Genomic DNA, 18,672 nt, shown 5'->3' with positions numbered 1-18,672 from the left:
GAACGTGATGTACAAAGATGCTAAAGATGCAATTAAAACAGCATCCTTCGAAGTAGAAGTTAAAGATGAGCTTCCAACTGTAGACAAATTGACAGCAGATGAGAACTACGATAGCACGACAAACAAAACGTATGCATACGAGTACATGAATCTGAAAGCAGTCGATCAGTATGGTGTTGAATATACAACAACTGAGATCAATGCTTATGATGCATTAACTCAAATCAGATACACGCTTGAAGATGCAACAACACCAACAGGTGGTACTGCAGCAACAATTAATAGTGTAACTGGCCAAATTACGTTGAACGACTCAACAAGCTTTACACTGAAAGCAATCTCTGCTAGCGGTAAAGTAGTTACAACTTTCGTAACACATCAATAATCGAATCGTCCAAAGGAAAGGGGCTTAATTGCCCCTTTCTTTTTTTAGTATGTACCAAAAATTATTATAAAATGATGCATATAGGAAATGATTAGTGAATAAAACAAAATTGAATTTTGAGAAATAAAAAACTTTTTTTAAATGAAACGCAACTTTTTATTGAATACTGCGTTTAATACTTTGAAAAGATGGAAACCAAAAAACTTTCCCTTTCTTGTATTATGTTATTCCTAAAAAAATAACTCTTTACGACGCAATTCGACCATTGTATAATGTACTTTGGTGTGACTTTCTATTTCTTCCAACTAGTTTACTAGTTTCCAATGCGGCAATTAGAGCTGCAAGCGAACTTAGTTATATAATGCTCAACTCTGGAAAGGGGGTGAACCTGACAATGAGTGAATCGAGCTCTAATATTGTTAGATCAAACCTACAAAACAAAGTGAAAGATATTCAAGGAGGAGAAAAAAAGGTTATGAAGAAAAGTTTATCCGTAGTTCTTTCTACAGCAATGGCATTATCCATGTTTTCTTCCGTAGCATTTGGTAAAACATCTGCTGATTTCACAGATCTTAAAGATCTTGACGCAGCTACAAAAGCGAAATTCGACGCGCTGATTAGCGCTGGTATCTTTGACGGAGTGAGCGAAACTACATTTGGTCTGAAAGACGAAATGAACCGCGCTCAATTCGCTAAAGTTGCAGCTTTGATCACTGGTATCGAAGTTAATAAAGACCTGAAAACATCCAGCTTCTCCGATGTTAAAGTTGATGACGCAGCTAACGGCTACGCTCTTCCTTTCATCGAAGCTTTGAAAACAGCTGGTATCACTGATGGTTATGGCGAAGGTACTTACAACCCAGCTGGTAAAGTAACTAAAGAACAACTGGCTACTTTCCTGGTTCGCGTATTGGGTAAAGATGCTGATGCTAAAGCAAAAACGGGTACAGATACAACTGTTTCTGACTGGGCACAAGGTTATGTAGCTCTTGCTCTTGAACTGAAACTTCTTCCTGCTGGCGCTGACGGCAAATTCGGCGGTCAAGACAACGCAACTCGCGACCTGCTTTTGACAGGCGCATACGAAGCGAAGCAACAATACGTACCGGCTGGTAAAGTATCTGTAACTGAAGCAAAAGCAACAGGCGTTAAGAAAGTTACAGTAACTTTCAACAAACCGGTTGACACTGCAAAAGCTAAGCTTGCTCTGAAAAAGGGTTCAGTTGATGTAGTTACTGAAACTGCATTTAACGAAGACAAAAAATCCGCAGTTCTAACTTTGAAAGATGTTAAAATCGGAGATGGCGATTATACTGTTACTCTTTCCGGTCTTGAAGCTGAAACTGTAGGTACAACTACAGCGACTTTCAAAGGTGAAGTTGAAGCAGTTAAAAAACTTGACTTCGTTTCTGCTGCTGATACAATTGCTCAAACAACAAAAGCACAAGTTAAATTAGCAGCTAAAAACCAATATGATGAAGTTGTAGATATGTCTGCAAGCAATTTCACAGCTGTAGTTTCCGGTTTTGATAGCAGCTTGGTAAAAGATAACGAAGGATATCTTGTCGTAAAAATCAACACTAAGAGAATGACGGGTGCTACTTCCGATACAAGCCCTGGTTTGACAATGATCCCAGTGTATGTATATAACAATGATACGCGTCTTAGTGTGCAAAAAACGTTCAAACTTGGATCTATTCCTTTTGTTTCCAAAATTGAGCTTAGTGAAGCTAAGTACAGTGGAGACAAGAAAACAGCAATCACTACTACTGGTGAGACTGCGACATTTACTTTGAATCAATTTGATCAATACGGTAACCCAGTTGCTTATGATGATGCAAACAACAGCGCAACAAATGTGAATGTTATTGTAAGCCCGTATGAAGAGAAAATTGATTGGGAGTACGGCGACTTCGATAACAATGGTTTTGGTGAAGTGAAGCTTTCTTTGAAAGGTAACGTTGACAAAAGTGGAGAATATAACGTAACAGTATATTCTGGTTCTTCCAGCGCTACAGCTAAATTCAAAATTGGTTCCACTAAACTTGCAACGAAAATCGAGTTTGGGGATCTAACAGAGGATTTTGCAACTCTTGACGAAGATAAGTACATCCCATTGATTGCCTATGATGCTGACGGAAATAAACTTTCTAAAGATGATATTGCAAGCACTGAGAACGTTGCTAGAATTAAAGTAACTGGTTCTAACGTATCGGCAGTATCCATCGCTACAAGTGGTCAGCATAAAGGTGAAATTAAAATTGATAAATTCACAGGTCCAGCAGACAGCATTGCATACTTGAATGCATACATTGCTACTGTAAATGTAAACAGCAATATCAGCAAACAAATCAAAATCGGCAAACCTCGCTTTGCAGATTCTTTGAAATTGGTTGACGAAAACAAATTAAGAGCGGTATTGGGTGCGGATTCCGAGTTTAAAATTGAAGTTCGTGACCAATATGGTAAAAAGATTGACACTGTAGGAACAATTACAGAAGGCTCGAACACTGTAACATACTCTGTATATGTTGGATTCACAGCTGATACAAACTCTCATGTGACACTAACTGGTAAAGCAACAGAAACCACAGCAGTATTGGGTACACTTGCAAATGGTCAAAATTACACGTTTACAAGTGCTAACTTCGGTCTATTTAACAAAGGTCTTAAATTCCAAACAGACGATGGCTTCTATGGAAAAGGAACTGTAAAAGTAGTTCTGCAAAAATCAATAGATGGCGGCACTACTTGGAAAGAAGTAACAACGATGAGCCGTGATATTACAGCTATTAATCCGGCAAATGTTGACTTGACTTACGCTCTTGACAAACCGACAACTCTGTTCGCTGCACAGGATAGCAAGTTGTTGACAGATGCACAAAAAGATGTAACAACATCTGTAGTAGCAAGAACAATTAAAATTACTGCTAAAGATTCTGCGGGTAACAGTGTAGCAATTCCAGAAGACAGAATTACTTCTGTAACAAGCTCCGTTTATTCAGCTGCAGTTGCAAAAGAATTAAGTACATCTGGTGGTAATGGTAAAGTAATTGGTAACAAAAAAGGTACTGCGACAATTAATGTTATTTACAACGATGCTAAAGGTGGAATTAAAACTGACTCCTTCAGCGTTGAAGTTAAGGACGAAACACCATCTATCGAAACTATTACTGCTGACGAGAAGTATGATAGCACTACAAACAAAACTTTCGCTTGGGAGTACATGAACCTTAAGTTGAAAGACCAATACGGTGTTGAGTACAAAGAAGGTAACATTAACGCTTACGATACATTGACTCAAGTTCGTTATACGATTGAAGATGTAGTTGGCGGTACGGTCACTTCCTTTGATACCAAAACAGGTGCTATTAATGTTGGTACTGCAACAGGCTTTACCCTTAAAGCTTACACAGCAAATGGTAAAGTAGTAACAACTTACGTTAAAAATCAATAATATTTAAAGTGTGATAAAAAAGAGGGGGGCATTATGCCCCTCCTTTTTATTTAGGAGAATCACAATGAAGATCAAATTATTTATTACTACATTGATTATGAGCTGCTTAATTACAATGAATACCCCAACCCAAGCCGAAGCCCCAACCCCAGGCTCCGCGACCGATCCGGTCATCACGCGGAGCTACTTCGAACAGAACACCTTAAGCGAAGCCAAGGTGAAGGAGCTCATCGCCTCGGCGCTCAAGGCTAGTGCTGGCGGCAGCCAGCCTAGCGGGAGCAACGGAGGCACCGGCACTGGGACGACGCCAGCGGCGATGACAGTTGTCCAGCTGAAAGCAGGACAAACTTTATACGCCGGCGCTGGCGCCGAATTTATCGTGCGATCCGGTAAGGTGATCGCAGTGAGCAGTGACGAAAACGGGATCCCCGACGTTACCGGTGGTAAAGATATCGCCGCGGGAACAGAGATCGCGACGAATCATCTTTTGATTTTTCCGCGCGATGGACGCGGTATTAAGCCAGCTCCGAAGAACACGGCTGACATCTTTGTCATGGTGCGCGGAAGTTACTTATTGCTGAATGAGGATGGTAGTACAGCTACTCCATAATTTTACCCTTGTTGACAACATCTTATGCGTTTCGACCCCTATATTTCTAGCCATAATAATGAGCGTAACCACAACAAAGCGGGAGCTTACGTAAGACAGTTTTTCAAAAAGAAAAACGCTTAGGAGGCGATTGTTATGGCTAGAAGTAATAATGTTAAGGTGGTTCCAGAATCTAAGCAGGCACTGGATATTCTTAAGTATGAAATTGCAGCTGAGTTAGGCTTGCCTGTTGGCAAGAATTTCTCACTAAATGCAGACACAGAATTTGCAACTGAACTGGGTGCAATTCCTTCAACTTCCATCAAGGAAGATTATTGGGGTCATATCTCTGCCAGAGATGCCGGGGCTGTAGGAGGAACCATCACAAGAAGGCTGATTCAAAAAGCCGAAGAAGTCTTATTCACTCTATAATTCCTTGCACTTATACACGTAAATCTTAACAATTGTTTCATTGACACTAGACGACAAATAAAGTAAGATAACTAATTGAAGGTCAATGTTTAATCAAACCTTTTCCAATCGGAAAAGGTTCATTTTTTGTTGTACCGTACATATTTTACCATACCGGAATTCAAGTTCTTTGTAGCACCTCGAGGCGCGCATAAGAGGGATTCCGTTTGGCGTGAAAAGCTGCCGCTAAAGCCGGGCCCACTTGATTCGCCCTGTGGGGTGATAAAACCTACTTAATAAATGCGGTCGCCTTTAATGATGAAGCCAATACAATTGATTTCTCATACAGGCATCGATTCGAAGCTTTTCAAACATACTAAGATTGATTAGGAGGATGAATAACATGGCTCAAGGACGTCGTTTATTTACATCCGAATCCGTGACAGAAGGTCATCCGGATAAAATTTGTGACCAAATTTCTGACTCGGTATTGGATGCTTTTTTGGCCAATGACCCGAATGCTCGCGTAGCATGTGAGGTTTCTGTAGCAACTGGTTTGGTATTGGTAATCGGTGAGATTACTTCCAGCTCTGAATATGTAGATATTCAAGCGATCGCTAGACAAACAATCAAGGAAATTGGGTACACACGCGCGAAGTATGGTTTTGACTACCAAACTTCTGCAGTACTTGTTTCTTTGAATGAGCAATCCCCTGACATTGCACAAGGTGTAAACAAAGCTCTTGAGGCAAGGGAAGGTAAAATGTCTGATGAGGAAATCGAAGCTATCGGTGCAGGTGACCAAGGTCTGATGTTCGGTTTCGCGGTTAACGAGACACCTGAACTTATGCCGCTTCCGATCTCCCTGTCTCACCAATTAGCTCGTCGTTTAACTGAAGTTCGTAAGAACGGTACATTGCCTTACCTTCGTCCAGACGGTAAAACGCAAGTAACCGTTGAATACGAGAACGACAAGCCTGTACGTGTAGATGCAATTGTTGTATCCACTCAGCACAGTGAAGAGATCACTTTGGAGCAAATCCAAGCTGATATCAAAGAGCATGTCATTAAACCAGTGGTTCCGGCGCATTTGCTGGACGCGAACACAAACTACTTTATCAACCCAACTGGTCGTTTTGTTATTGGCGGACCACAAGGGGATGCTGGTTTGACAGGCCGTAAAATCATTGTTGATACTTACGGTGGTTACGCACGTCACGGCGGTGGCGCGTTCTCCGGTAAGGATCCGACGAAGGTTGACCGTTCCGGTGCTTACGCGGCGCGTTATGTTGCTAAAAACATCGTAGCTGCTGGGCTTGCTGATAAATGCGAAGTTCAATTGGCTTACGCAATTGGTGTAGCAAGACCGGTATCAATCAGTGTAGATACATTTGGTACAGGAAAAGTTAGCGAAGAGAAGCTCGTTGAGCTGATCAGCAAAAACTTCGACCTTCGTCCAGCCGGCATTATCAAAGAGTTGGATCTGCGTCGTCCGATCTACCGTCAAACAGCTGCTTACGGTCACTTTGGCCGTAACGATCTGGATGTTCCTTGGGAGCGTACAGACAAAGCTGAGACATTGAAAGCACAAGCTCTAGCTTAATCTCTGATTACTTTATAAAAGGCTGTTCGTCACTTCGACGAACGGCCTTTTTTGCTGTATAAATTCAACATATTTCCACCCTACCAAATTCGTAACTTTTTCCATAGTTTAAGAGTCTATATAGATGTCCAAAAAAATAGATACTAGACTTAGACTGAAAGAGGAGAGTGGAGAGGCAACATGAAGGTTCAAAAGCAATTGGGGATAGGTGCGCTGGCTTGTGCACTGGTATGGCAGTTGACGGTAGGCGGTACGACGGTATTCGCGGCGGATCCGGTATTAACGCTGAGTTCGCAGGAGACGATTACGTCTGGCGCCATTCTTAAAAACTATGTATGGACAACGACGAGAAGCAATAAGGACGTTTCCGTCAATGCGAATGTCATAGAAGTAGATTTAACGAATCCGAATGTAAAGATCGATGCAATGGCAGGTACAAAAAATCAGTTCACGAAGAACCAGAGTGTACTCGGCATGGTGAAGGATACAGGCGCCGTTGCCGGTGTGAATGGGGACTTCTTTAATACACAAGCAGAGGGTGTGCCGGAAGGTGCGCAGATCACGAATGGCGTGGTGATGGCTACGCCGGCCAAAATATCGGGTCTGTATTCTTTTGCGATCACGAAGGATAATCAGCCGATTATTGATATTTTTGATTTTCAGGGGACGGTAAAAGCAAAGGACGGCACGACATTCGAGCTAGGCGGCGTCAACAAGACCTATTATTGGGATGATAATGATGTACCTATGATCGCTGATGGTCTTTTCCTATATACGAATGCCTGGGCGATGACGCAGCGTGCGGTCGATGGTACGCATGTTCCGACGGAGGCGCTTATCCAGAATGGCGTGGTGAAAGAGATAGCAGTGGACACGAACATCAAGATGGTGGCCCCTGCCGATGGCTATATTCTTAGAGGTTCGGGACTTGCCCGGGAGTTTATCGTGAATCACTTGAAGGTCGGGGATCCCGTCACGACGAAGTATGATATGGTTCCGCATGACCTTTCCAAGAAATATGATTGGAAAAATTTTAAAATGATGATCGGCGGCAATACATTGCTGGTGGATGAGGCGAAGCCGAGTTATTTTACGCGCGAAATTAAGGATTTTAGCGGATATACGCCTCGCTCCCGGACGGCGATTGGTTACTCCAAAGATATGAAGACAGCTTATATGATCACTTCCGATAATAACGGCAGCAGTAAAGGAATGACGCTTCCGGAGCTGCAGCAGTTTATGATACAAGCTGGTGTTTGGAGAGGCATGGTTTTGGACGGTGGCGGTTCTACACAAATGGTTACTAGACCGCTTGGAGATTTTGATCCCAAATTAACGAACAAAACGGAATATGGCAACCAGCGAAGTGTTGTCAACGGTGTTGGCATATATTCCACGGCCCCTAAGGGTGAGTTGAAAGGTCTTATTTTAAAAGGACAAAAAGTAATATTCATAAATGAATCCAGCACTTATCAATTTAAAGCTTATGATGATTATTATAATCCTATTGCAGTAGATTCTATTATTCCACAGTGGAGCAGTTCCACGACAAACGGTTCGTTCAAAGACAATGTTTTTACGGCTACACAACCTGGTAAGACGCAAATTGTGGCCAAATCGGGTAAAGGCTCCGCGACAATGGATGTTGAAGTGGTAGGAAGAGATCAAATATCTTCCATGAAATTTAGTGCAGGCTCGTTCTCTTTGACAGAAGGTAATGACTTTAAGCTGCCTATTTCAGTGACGACGAAGAGCGGGGTAACGAGAGATCTACCGCCAACCTCCGCCAAATGGGAATTAAGTGGAATTAAGGGCACGATTACTGACGGTGTTTTGCACGTGGATAGCGCGGCAGGAAGCCAAGCGGCTCAGGTCATCGCCAGATATGACGGGTACAGTACAATGGTTACATTACCAGTAGGTCAAGAAAAAGTATGGTACGACCTGGATAAATCTGCGGTACTGACAACAGGGGACAAGTATCCTGCAGAAGTCGTTTCAACTGTAAATATTGCAAAAGAAACGAACGGCAACAAAACCTTGGATATCAGCTACGATTTCACAAAAGGTGCAGGAACGAAGGCTGCCTATGCCAGATTCGATGGCACGAATGGTGTTCAAATTGATGGTGAGCCGCAGTTTATAACGGCCAAAGTATTTGGTGACGGAAGTTTTAACTGGGTGCGCGCAGAATTTGTGGATGCTGATGGTAAGCAGCAGTTGAGAAGTTTTACGGAAAACACGAATTGGTCGGGTTGGAGAAAGGTTACGGCAGATATATCTGATCTGAAGTTTCCGGTAAAATTAAAGAGCGTTTATGTGGCTAATCCAGCTAATGGACAGGATGAAAGAGCATCGAAAGGGAAAATTAGTATCGACGATATTTCTTTCATTTATAAAGGCCAGATAGCGGCTCTGCCGAAAAACTCTGTAAAGCTTACCGTAAACAAAAAACAAGCAAGCTTAAATAATAAAGCAATGACGTTGGAGCAAGCGCCAACTATCATTAATGATAATACGCTGGTTCCGATTCGTTTTGTAACTGAGGCACTAGGCGGTAATGTGAAGTGGGATGACAAGGAGCGTAAAGTGACTGTCATCCGCGGCGATAAGCTGATCGATTTGTGGATTGATAATCCCGATTTGTTGGTGAATGGGGATCGTGTGACGGCTGAAGTAGCGCCAAAAATTATGAATAACGTCACGATGGTGCCTCTGCGACTAATTTCCGAGAAACTGGGCTTTAAGGTAGGCTGGGAACCTAAAAATCAAGGCATTACACTTGAATAAATAGTGCTAGAAGTACACTTCAAATCATTAGAATTGTGTTACAATATGGGGTAGACTAATTGACTAATATCGTTTTCATAGAAGGAGCTTGTTCCACTTGCAGCCAGACGCTATAGATCGTGTCATAAAAAACGCCATTAACGTCATGGAGAGCAGTAAATATCAAATTTTTGAGATTGCTGAAACGTCACGACTCGAAAAAGAGGCACTGAATCGCGAACTAGAAGAAATTCAAGAAGAAACCAGTGTCACAATTGATCTGGTGGACAAGTTGGAAAAGGAGTATAAGCGATCCCGGATTAGGCTTACGGAAGTTAGTCGAGATTTCAACAAGTACCGTGAGGAAGACATCAAGACAGCCTATGAAGCCGCTATCGCGCTCCAACTGCAGCTTACTATCGCCAGGGAAAAAGAGAATCACCTCAAGTCTCGGCGTAATGATTTACAGCAGCGAGTGAAAAATGTGGACAAGCAGGTGGAACGAGCAGAGACCATTGTCTCCCAGATGAATGTGGTGCTGGAATACTTATCAGGGGATCTCAATCAAGTTACCCGTATTTTGGAATCCGCCAAAAATAGACAGCTGCTCGGTTTGAAAATTATTTTGGCCCAGGAAGAAGAGCGGAAACGAATTGCGCGCGAGATTCACGATGGGATGGCACAAACGCTTGCCAATGTCGTACTTCGCACGGAAATTGCGGAACGTATGCTCATCAAACAGGATATCCCGTCAGTCAGGGAAGAATTAGTAGATTTGAAGGGACAAGTCAGAGGGGGGTTGGAAGAGGTTCGCAAGATTATCTTCAACCTCCGCCCTATGGCGCTCGATGATCTGGGCATTGTTCCTACACTGCGCAAATATGTGCAGGATTTCGAGGAAAAGCATAGAATACGTACAAAATTTAATCTTGTGGGCAGGGAGACTCGCATTCCGTCCGGACTTGAAATTGCTATTTTCCGACTGGTGCAGGAAGCTCTATCGAATGTGATTAAACATGCGAAAGCCACTTTTGTAAGTGTTGAGCTCACTTTGGAACGTGATCAAGTACAAATCTATGTTGTAGATAACGGGATCGGTTTTGATGTGGCTCAGACTGAGCAAAGTATTGCCAAGGGGAACAATTTCGGTTTGCTTGGCATGCGAGAGCGTGTTGAGCTGCTGGATGGCTCGATGATTCTGGAGTCTGAAAAAGATTCGGGTACAAAAATAACGATGCTGATCCCTATCGGCGGCAGAGCAGAGAACAAGGAGGAAAATCAGAATGGACAACACGGCGAGTCATAAACGTAATGTGCGCATTGTGATTGCAGACGATCATCAACTCTTTCGCGAAGGTGTTAAGCGAATCATCAACATGGAAGATGATATGGAAGTGATTGGCGAGTGCGGTGACGGCATCCAAGTCATCGAGCTTTGCAACCAAATCACGCCTGACATCGTTCTGATGGACATCAACATGCCACTGGAAAATGGCGTTATCGCTACCGAGCGTCTGAAGCTCATTTTCCCGGACATCAAAGTGATTATTTTATCGATTCATGACGATGAAAGTTATGTGTTCGAAACGCTCCGCAAAGGGGCTTCCGGATATTTGCTGAAGGATATGGAGGCAGAGTCGCTCATCAATGCGATTCGTTCCGTCGTAGCCGGTCATGCCTATATTCATCCGAAAGTGACGGGCAAGCTGATCAACCAGCTTCGTCGAATGACTTATCTCGACGACGTAGGCGTTGTAGGTCCCGGACAAGGCGTTAAGGATGCAGGCTTGAAGTACATACATAATGCGAACAGTCCGCTTACCAAACGTGAAGCCGAAGTGCTTCGCCTTATGGCAGAAGGCAAAAGCAATAAACTGATTGGCGAGTTCCTGTACATCAGTGAAAAAACGGTAAAGAACCACGTCAGCAGCATCCTCCAAAAAATGGAGGTCGACGATCGTACACAAGCGGTTATTATTGCAATCAAGAATGGCTGGGTGACGTTATAATAGAAGTTTAAAAAGTCCGCTTTCAGAACCGAGAAGGTTGGACGCAATGCGGAGAAGGAGGAACGGAGCGTAGAGGATTGCTACGTGAGTACCGGACTTCCCGGATTCGTTCAAGATTCGATGCCGAGATACTTCCAGTAATAACATCGTTATGAGATAAACCTTTATCGAAGCAAACCGAAGTTGTACGACCGCGATAAACGGTAGGTTTATTCGCCAATCAGACTTTCGTCTGATGTGGTCAAAGTGGTCTTTTTAAACTACCTCTTAAAGGAACCCCCTCTTCTTTGTTGGCATACAATGCTGATAAGGGAGGGAGCCGCTATGTGGATCGGATTGCTTTGGATCGTCGGTTGTTACGGAATCAGCATTGTTGTGCTTCATATCTTGTTCGGTTCCCGAAAGGGAAGAAGCAAGAAGCAAGCTAAAGTTCTGTTAGTGACCAAAAACAATCAAAATCAAATTGAATGGTATATTCGCTCTTTGTTTTTCTTTTCGCGAGTGAAAGGCAGCCAGGTAACCGCTGCGATCTTCGATGAGGGCTCGTCGGATGACACGCTGAAAATCATTGAGCGATTATCCCATACCCATTTGCTGGAATTCTATCATCGAACGGATGATGAATTCGTCGATGATTATTTGCGTCGGCATGAGAATGAACCGCTGATTGTCGTGAATCTCAGCAATCGGGAGGATCTTGTGAAAATCCCAATTGTGATGCAGTAAACGGTTACACTATAAAGAGAGCAAGGTGAAGGATGAAGGGTCAACTTTATGCAGTGCATAACGGATCGCGTTGGACGTGGAACCTGACGATTCACGCGAACACCGACATTCATTATTGGTTCGAGCAATACGGTGCCGACGCCGGCATCCTACTGCTGGAGCCTTTTATTTCTTTAGGGCAAGCTGTGAAAATGCTTCAGATGATTGCTTCTACCTCCGAAACGGCCTCATGGAAATTCGAACAACCACCCTCAATGCTTAGAGCTAAGCTTCAGAAAATAGCGCGGAACTGCGATATAACAAGCGGAGTAAGCGATTCTTTCTTTTTAAAGACCATCTCTTATGAAATGTGGAAACAAGGCATGTTTCCTGGCATCCGGATTAAAGCTGATTTGTACAAGCATATTGTGAAGGCTTGCAGTGGCAGAGCGCTGCTAATTGAAGAGTTTCAGCAATTATTGGAGTATATTGGCTTTGGCGTTGTCGAACCGACGGTATGGCTGCCTTATGTGCAGCTTGCTCACTTGAATGGTGAACTGAAGTTGAACAACGGCTTAGGGATTGTTGAGCAGCGGCACTGGCGGCGTGGTTTCAAAAAAGAGACGACATACAGCTGTAAAAGGTGTGGAAGCGGTTCAGAACGTATGTTTTGGGCGGCTTGTATTCACTGTGGGCAGGAGTGCCCGTATTGTGAGGAGTGCCTGACGATGGGGCGGACACGATTTTGCTCTTTGCTCATTCGGGGGCGGAGTGCCGCAGCCGGGTTAGATAAAATGGGCGATTACAAAGCCTATATTGAGCCATGGGGACTGAGTGAGGCGCAGGCAGCGGCTTCGCTGGAAGGGCTTCGGTATATTGGCGGTGACGATCCTGGGAGAGGAACGATGATTGGGAAAGAGCGGAAAGCGGATCAGAAGAGGTTCTTAATCTGGGCTGTAACCGGCGCAGGTAAGACGGAGATGATTTTTCCATTCATCCACTATACAGCATCTAGAGGCGGACGTGTGCTCATAGCTACACCTCGCAAAGACGTTGTGCTGGAACTGCAGCCCCGGATCGAGCGAGCATTTGCCGAATACAACGTAGTCACACTTTATGGCGGAAGCGAGCAGAGATGGGAGCAGGGGCAGATAACGATCGCTACGACGCATCAGTTGTTGCGATTCTTTGAGGCTTTTGATCTTGTCATTATTGACGAGATTGATGCGTTTCCTTATCATGGGGATCCGATGTTGACCTACGCAGCTGCCAAAGCGGTCAAGACTTGTGGCAGCAACATCCTATTGTCGGCTACACCGCCTCGAGCCGTGAGAAAAGCAGCTGAACGCGGGCGATTGGCCCATGTGCGCGTGCCAGTACGGTTTCACAGGAATCCGCTTCCGGTGCCGCATCTCCTGTCCGTTACCTCCATGCGTAAGTGTCTTCAGGCCAAAACGTTACCCCAGGCGTTATTGACTAGGCTGCAGGCTTCTGTAACGCGTGGGGCGCAGGTGTTTGTTTTTGTCCCAAACATTCAAATCGTTGAGCCGATGGTTGAGATGCTGAGGGTGAAGCTGATAAGTGACATAAGCGGGAATGGTGTTGGTATTGAGGGGACAACTTCCAAGGATCCGGATCGGACCGGGAAAGTGCAGCGTTTTCGAAACAGAGAAATTCGCGTGCTCGTTACAACCACGATCCTTGAGCGGGGGGTTACGATTCCGAAATCCGATGTTTTCATTTTAGATGCAGATTCAAAGTTGTTTGACGAGGCGGCCCTTGTTCAGATGGCTGGACGTGTAGGCAGATCGAAGGAAGACCCGGCTGGACTGGTTTATTTTGCAGCTAAAGAAATAACACAATCTCAGAAGGAGGCTGTTCGCCAGATAAAACAGATGAATCGCATTGCGCGCAAAATGGGTTATTTAAAAGGGGGAAATAGATGAACATGAGCAAGGGGAGTTGGATGGGACGAGCCTCTGGTGTATTGCATTCCCTGCTCCATCCACGTCGTAAGGAGTGCTTACTTTGCAAGAAAAGAGGTCATTTGCAGGGTGATGCATTTGGCTTATGCCATGCTTGCTTTACACGGATTCCGTGGATACGACGAGTCCTTTGCCCAATTTGTGGTAGGGGCGAGAATTGCACAGATTGCCTGCGCCGGGGGCAGGCTTATTTTTCGAGCAGTCGTAGTGCTGTGCGGTATGATGATACGATGAAAGAACTGCTTGCTCGCTACAAGTATCGTGGGGATGAACGGTTAAAATCAGTGATTGGGCATATGATGGTTCATGCATATGGGCTGCTTCAGGCGGATGATGGGCCGAATGGCAGCAAAAAGATTGCAAATGATACGCTCGAACTCTTTACTTACGTACCTATTAGTGAGCGCCGTTTACTGGAGCGAGGGTTTAATCAAGCGGAGCAGATGGCCGTCGAGCTCGGCCGTAGAGTCGGGTTGCCGGTAATGCCCTTGCTGCTTCGCTCTAAGCATACGGATAAGCAGAGCTTCAAAAAGAGAAGCGAGCGTTTAGGTGATTTGCAACATGTTTTCGAAGTAAGCACGTCATGTGCTGAGCTGGTTAAAAGCACATCTCGATCTTCATTTATCATATATGTCGTAGATGATGTCTACACGACGGGGAGCACCATGAATCAATGTGCCAAGGTACTTAAAGAGAGTTTTCCTGCAGAAGTATTTGGATTAACCTGGGCCAGGTAGAGTAGGAAGGGGCTTACAATAACAGAAAAATTTTGATGTGCAAAAGATGTCGAATTGCGGTAAACTGGAATTAATAATCAGGTGTTGGGAATAGTAGAAGGAGGGCTGTACAATGAGCATGAATGTTGCGAATTGTCCGCGTTGTGGAAAGATTTTTGTAAAGGGATTCATGGACGTTTGCCCGAACTGTAAGAAAGAAATCGAACAACAATATGAAAAATGTTTGAAATATCTACGTGATAATAGAGGAGCTACCGTCCAAGAATTAACTGAGGCTACAGAAGTCTCCATTAAACAAATCACCAAATTCATCCGCGAAGGCCGGATTTCCATTATGAATGCGCCGAACATGTCGTTTCCATGCGAAGTGTGTGGGACGTTGATTCGTGAGAATACGATGTGCGATCCTTGTCGGACGAAATTGGTGAAGGATGTTAGGAACAACGCGGAAGATCAGCGACGGAGTGAAGAGCTGAAGAAGCAAGAGGGCAAAGTAAGCTTCAACATTCAAGAGCGTTTGCGGGACCGGCATTAATTATTGAAATAGGTCTCTAGAGATATAAAGTTTCATATGTCAGATGCCGATAATAGTTCTAAAGATTATCGGCATTTTAATTTTTATGTCAGAAACATAGGAGTGTTGAAGGATGAAAATCAATAATAATCAGCGGATAGGCGCTATCAATCCTTATAAAAAAGCGGACGATGCGAAGTTCGCGCATACAACGGGTAAAAAAGACAGACCCAAAGACCAAGTCGAGATTTCGGCTGAAGCTAAGGAACTGCTTGATGCACAGGGAAGCGCTCGTACGGAGGAGCAAACTCGTCGCATTGAAGAATTGAAAGTTTCCGTAGCTTCCGGTACGTACCACGTGGATGCTAACAAAATCGCGGAGAAACTTCTTCCATACCTAAAGTAATCACAGCAACGACGAAAAACAACAGATGAAGCAGGTGAACGAACATGTCGATACAGTCTTTGTTGGAAACGATGGATCAACTTCAAGAGGCGCACGAAACGTTACTCGGCCTTGCGCAAGAGAAGACGCAAGTTCTCGTCCGCAATGACGTGGATCAGTTAAACATGATCGTCAATAAAGAGAACAAGTGGGTTAGAACGATTACTGAGGCTAACCAGCAGCGTGTTCAGCTCATCGGCTCCTACTTAATATCCAGGGGATATAATCCGAACCCCAAAATCACGGTCAGCGATTTGGTTAAGGTGATTTTTAAGGCAGAGGATAAGCAGGCGCTGTCGGAAGCACAGCAAAAGCTGCTTGCAACAATCAAGGAGCTAAAAGATTGCAACGAGATTAATCAGCAACTGATCGAACAATCGCTTGCATTTATCAATTATTCACTGGATTTGGTGATCGGAGCTCCAGAGGATGATATGGTCTATAGAAACCCGCATCAGAACAAAAGCGGAAATCGTATAGGTATGTTTGATACAAGAGCGTAAGTAATACATGAAACAGTTTACCCGAGAAGGGGTATAGGAGAGGGAAACCATGAGATCAACTTTCGGTGGAATTGAAATATCCAAGCGGGGCTTGTTTACAGAACAAGCAGCTCTTTCAACGACTGGTCATAATATTGCCAATGCAAATACGAAGGGGTTCTCACGTCAAGTTGTAAACATGGTAGCTTCTGTACCCATTGAATACCCAGGAATGATGCGCAGTAACGTCCCTGGACAATTGGGACAAGGGGTCGAGTTTGAGAGTATAACACGTGTGAGAGAAAAGTTTTTAGACGACCAATTCTACAATGAAAATATGTCTCTCGGTACCTGGACGATAAGGCAAGATACGCTTGAGAAACTGGAGAAGATCGTAAATGAACCCTCGGACTCAGGCATCCGCTCATTGATGTCCAAATTTTGGAACGCTTGGTCAGACTTAAGTAAAGATCCGGAAAACATCGATGGACGGAAAATCCTCCGAGAGACGGCGCTCGCTTTTACAGATGCATTGAATTCAACGAGTAAAAGGCTCACTGATCTCAGTGGGGACTTAAGTGAGAATATTAGTGTGAAGGCAAGCCAAGTTAACAGCATTATTTCATCTGTTGATAAATTAAATTTAGAGATTCGCAGAATTGAAGGTCTTGGTGATGATGCGAATGATCTGAGGGATCAGCGAGACTTGCTGATGGATGACTTATCTAATATCGTGAATATCTCTGTGGTAGAAACAGACAGAGGATATAATATCAGCATGGGGAGCGTCTCCCTTCTGACACCGGGTACTGCGCCTACGCCTGTTACAAGTGAGTCATTACAAGAAGCATTAGCATCAGGGGATTTAAACAGCGGCGAAGTTCACGGCATGATCGTTTCAAGAGATACGTACGTAGCGGATTATATTAAAGAACTTGATAAAATTGCGAGTACGCTGACGACCGGAGAGGTGACCGTAACAATCCCGAAAGGATCCGTACTGCCTGAAGGAACCGTTTTAAATGGAGTCACCTACAGTGGAGCTGCTCGGACTTTAACTAGCGATTTGACGGTTAAGGTGAACGGTGTTAATGGATTGCACAAACTGGGATATAACTTTAAATCACCTTACGTCGGCGGGGATTTCTTTACGGTAAAAGGGGGAGGAACAACGTTTACAGCTGCTAATATTCAGCTGAATCCAGCGTTTATCGATTCTCCTGAATTAATTGCTTCTTCTATGCGAACAACAGGAACTGGCGCATCCGAACAGATAGTAAAAGGGGATAATACGCTTGCAGTCCTGTTCTCTCAGCTTAAAGATGCCAAGTTCAGTTTTCCTGGCTCGGGAGATGATGCTGATCAAGTAACCGTTGATGATTATTTCAGATCGGTTGTTGGGCAATTAGGCGTTCAAACCTCAGAAGCAAAACGCCAGGCCAACAATTCAAAAGACCTTGTTGATCAAGTAGAGTCGAGGCGTCAATCTGTAAGCGGAGTTTCTCTGGACGAAGAAATGGCCAATATGATTAAATTTCAGCATGCTTACAATGCTGCGGCCAGATCGTTAACTACTTTTGATGAGATGCTTGATAAAGTTATTAATGGAATGGGCGTAGTAGGACGTTAGTAATCGAAATGTGAGGTGATTTGAATGCCGGTAAGAGTAACACAAGGCATGATGAATACACAATTGTTGAATAATATTAACAAGAATATCCGTAAGATGGATCAAGAACAGACACAACTTTCCACAGGTCGTCGAATTAATAATCCCTCAGATGATCCGGTTGGAATTACTTACTCTATGAGATATCGGACGGAGCTTGGAGCTAATGACCAATACCAACGAAATGTAGACGCGGCTACCTCCAATCTGGGTTATTTAGATACGATGCTTGGTCAAGCTGGCGATGTGTTACAGAAGGTCCGTGAGTTGGCGGTAAAAGGGGCAAATGGATCAAATCCCCAGACTGCAATGGATGCATTAAAAGTCGAAGTTGAAGAGTTGTATAAGCAGCTACTTGATATAGGGAACAGTAAGTTTAAAGGAAAGTATGTATTTAATGGACAAATGACGGATACACCGCCATACACGGCAGCTAATGCAGTAAATGAAGCAACTGATAATGGAATCATTAAATTTGAGGTTGGAGCGGGAATGATGCTTCCTGTCAATATCACAGGAAACCAGGCATTTGGTGACCCGATAGACCCGGCAGTTACAGACGGTATGTTCAAAATTGTAAATGATCTTATTACTAATTTAGGTACGGGCAACTATCAGGCTGTTTCCAACGGAATTGATTCAATCGACACTCGTATGGAGAAGCTATTAGAGATGCGTTCCGAGATCGGGGCTAGAACCAATCGGATTGAATTTATTGAAAATAGGTTGGATGACATATCCATCAACTTGGAGTCCCTTCAGTCTAAGACAGAGGATGCCGATATGGCTGAGATCATCACTAAGCTGAAAATGAGTGAGAATGTGTATCAAGCTTCGTTGTCTGTTGGTTCAAAACTGATTCAACCGAGTCTAATTGACTATCTTCGATAAACATAAGTAAGGGATCGCTGG

Annotated in this window: 15 protein-coding genes and 1 pseudogene; all 16 read left to right on the top strand. The window is 43.9% G+C overall.

Annotated features, from left to right (window positions below; translation table 11 throughout):
• Positions 1 to 385: pseudogene (locus ICC18_RS29355) on the top strand (S-layer homology domain-containing protein); the annotation flags it as partial.
• Between the two features lie 394 nt (positions 386 to 779).
• Complete coding sequence (locus ICC18_RS29350) at positions 780 to 3,842, top strand: S-layer homology domain-containing protein (RefSeq protein WP_188177975.1); 3,063 nt, start codon at positions 780 to 782, stop codon at positions 3,840 to 3,842.
• 64 nt (positions 3,843 to 3,906) lie between these two features.
• Positions 3,907 to 4,452: a hypothetical protein gene (locus tag ICC18_RS29345; RefSeq protein ID WP_188177974.1), complete on the top strand. Its 546-nt coding sequence runs from the start codon at positions 3,907 to 3,909 to the stop codon at positions 4,450 to 4,452.
• 135 nt (positions 4,453 to 4,587) lie between these two features.
• On the top strand, positions 4,588 to 4,863 hold the full coding sequence (locus tag ICC18_RS29340) for an alpha/beta-type small acid-soluble spore protein (RefSeq protein ID WP_188177973.1): 276 nt from the start codon (positions 4,588 to 4,590) through the stop codon (positions 4,861 to 4,863).
• A gap of 382 nt (positions 4,864 to 5,245) precedes the next feature.
• Complete coding sequence (gene metK / locus ICC18_RS29335) at positions 5,246 to 6,445, top strand: methionine adenosyltransferase (RefSeq protein WP_188177972.1); 1,200 nt, start codon at positions 5,246 to 5,248, stop codon at positions 6,443 to 6,445.
• A 180-nt stretch (positions 6,446 to 6,625) separates the two neighbouring features.
• Complete coding sequence (locus ICC18_RS29330) at positions 6,626 to 9,235, top strand: stalk domain-containing protein (RefSeq protein WP_188177971.1); 2,610 nt, start codon at positions 6,626 to 6,628, stop codon at positions 9,233 to 9,235.
• Between the two features lie 97 nt (positions 9,236 to 9,332).
• Positions 9,333 to 10,520, top strand: a complete 1,188-nt coding sequence (locus tag ICC18_RS29325; protein WP_188177970.1) for a sensor histidine kinase — start codon at positions 9,333 to 9,335, stop codon at positions 10,518 to 10,520.
• A complete protein-coding gene (locus ICC18_RS29320) occupies positions 10,498 to 11,223 on the top strand; it encodes a response regulator (RefSeq protein WP_188177969.1) in 726 nt (241 codons plus the stop codon). The genes ICC18_RS29325 and ICC18_RS29320 overlap by 23 nt, the downstream gene beginning before the upstream one ends.
• Positions 11,224 to 11,547: 324 nt before the next feature.
• On the top strand, positions 11,548 to 11,949 hold the full coding sequence (locus ICC18_RS29315) for a hypothetical protein (protein WP_188177968.1): 402 nt from the start codon (positions 11,548 to 11,550) through the stop codon (positions 11,947 to 11,949).
• A gap of 32 nt (positions 11,950 to 11,981) precedes the next feature.
• Positions 11,982 to 13,874, top strand: a complete 1,893-nt coding sequence (locus tag ICC18_RS29310) for an ATP-dependent helicase ComFA (RefSeq protein WP_188177967.1) — start codon at positions 11,982 to 11,984, stop codon at positions 13,872 to 13,874.
• Positions 13,871 to 14,650 (top strand): ComFC family protein, encoded by a 780-nt coding sequence (locus ICC18_RS29305; protein ID WP_188177966.1) that lies wholly within the window; start codon positions 13,871 to 13,873, stop codon positions 14,648 to 14,650. The genes ICC18_RS29310 and ICC18_RS29305 overlap by 4 nt, the downstream gene beginning before the upstream one ends.
• A 112-nt stretch (positions 14,651 to 14,762) precedes the next feature.
• Positions 14,763 to 15,185, top strand: coding sequence for a TIGR03826 family flagellar region protein (locus ICC18_RS29300; protein WP_188177965.1), 423 nt, complete (start codon positions 14,763 to 14,765; stop codon positions 15,183 to 15,185).
• A 112-nt stretch (positions 15,186 to 15,297) separates the two neighbouring features.
• On the top strand, positions 15,298 to 15,570 hold the full coding sequence (gene flgM / locus ICC18_RS29295; protein ID WP_188177964.1) for a flagellar biosynthesis anti-sigma factor FlgM: 273 nt from the start codon (positions 15,298 to 15,300) through the stop codon (positions 15,568 to 15,570).
• A gap of 44 nt (positions 15,571 to 15,614) precedes the next feature.
• On the top strand, positions 15,615 to 16,112 hold the full coding sequence (locus ICC18_RS29290) for a flagellar protein FlgN (RefSeq protein WP_188177963.1): 498 nt from the start codon (positions 15,615 to 15,617) through the stop codon (positions 16,110 to 16,112).
• A gap of 49 nt (positions 16,113 to 16,161) precedes the next feature.
• A complete protein-coding gene (gene flgK / locus ICC18_RS29285; RefSeq protein WP_188177962.1) occupies positions 16,162 to 17,721 on the top strand; it encodes a flagellar hook-associated protein FlgK in 1,560 nt (519 codons plus the stop codon).
• 24 nt (positions 17,722 to 17,745) lie between these two features.
• Entirely contained in the window at positions 17,746 to 18,651 is a 906-nt protein-coding gene (flgL, locus tag ICC18_RS29280; protein ID WP_188177961.1) for a flagellar hook-associated protein FlgL, read from the top strand.
• The last annotated feature ends 21 nt before the right edge of the window (positions 18,652 to 18,672 follow it).

It is taken from the genome of Paenibacillus sedimenti (assembly GCF_014534655.1).
GTDB classification, from domain to species: Bacteria; Bacillota; Bacilli; order Paenibacillales; family NBRC-103111; genus Paenibacillus_E; species Paenibacillus_E sedimenti.
Note: the sequence above shows the minus strand (reverse complement) of the source record. Positions and strands in the feature narration are given on the sequence as shown.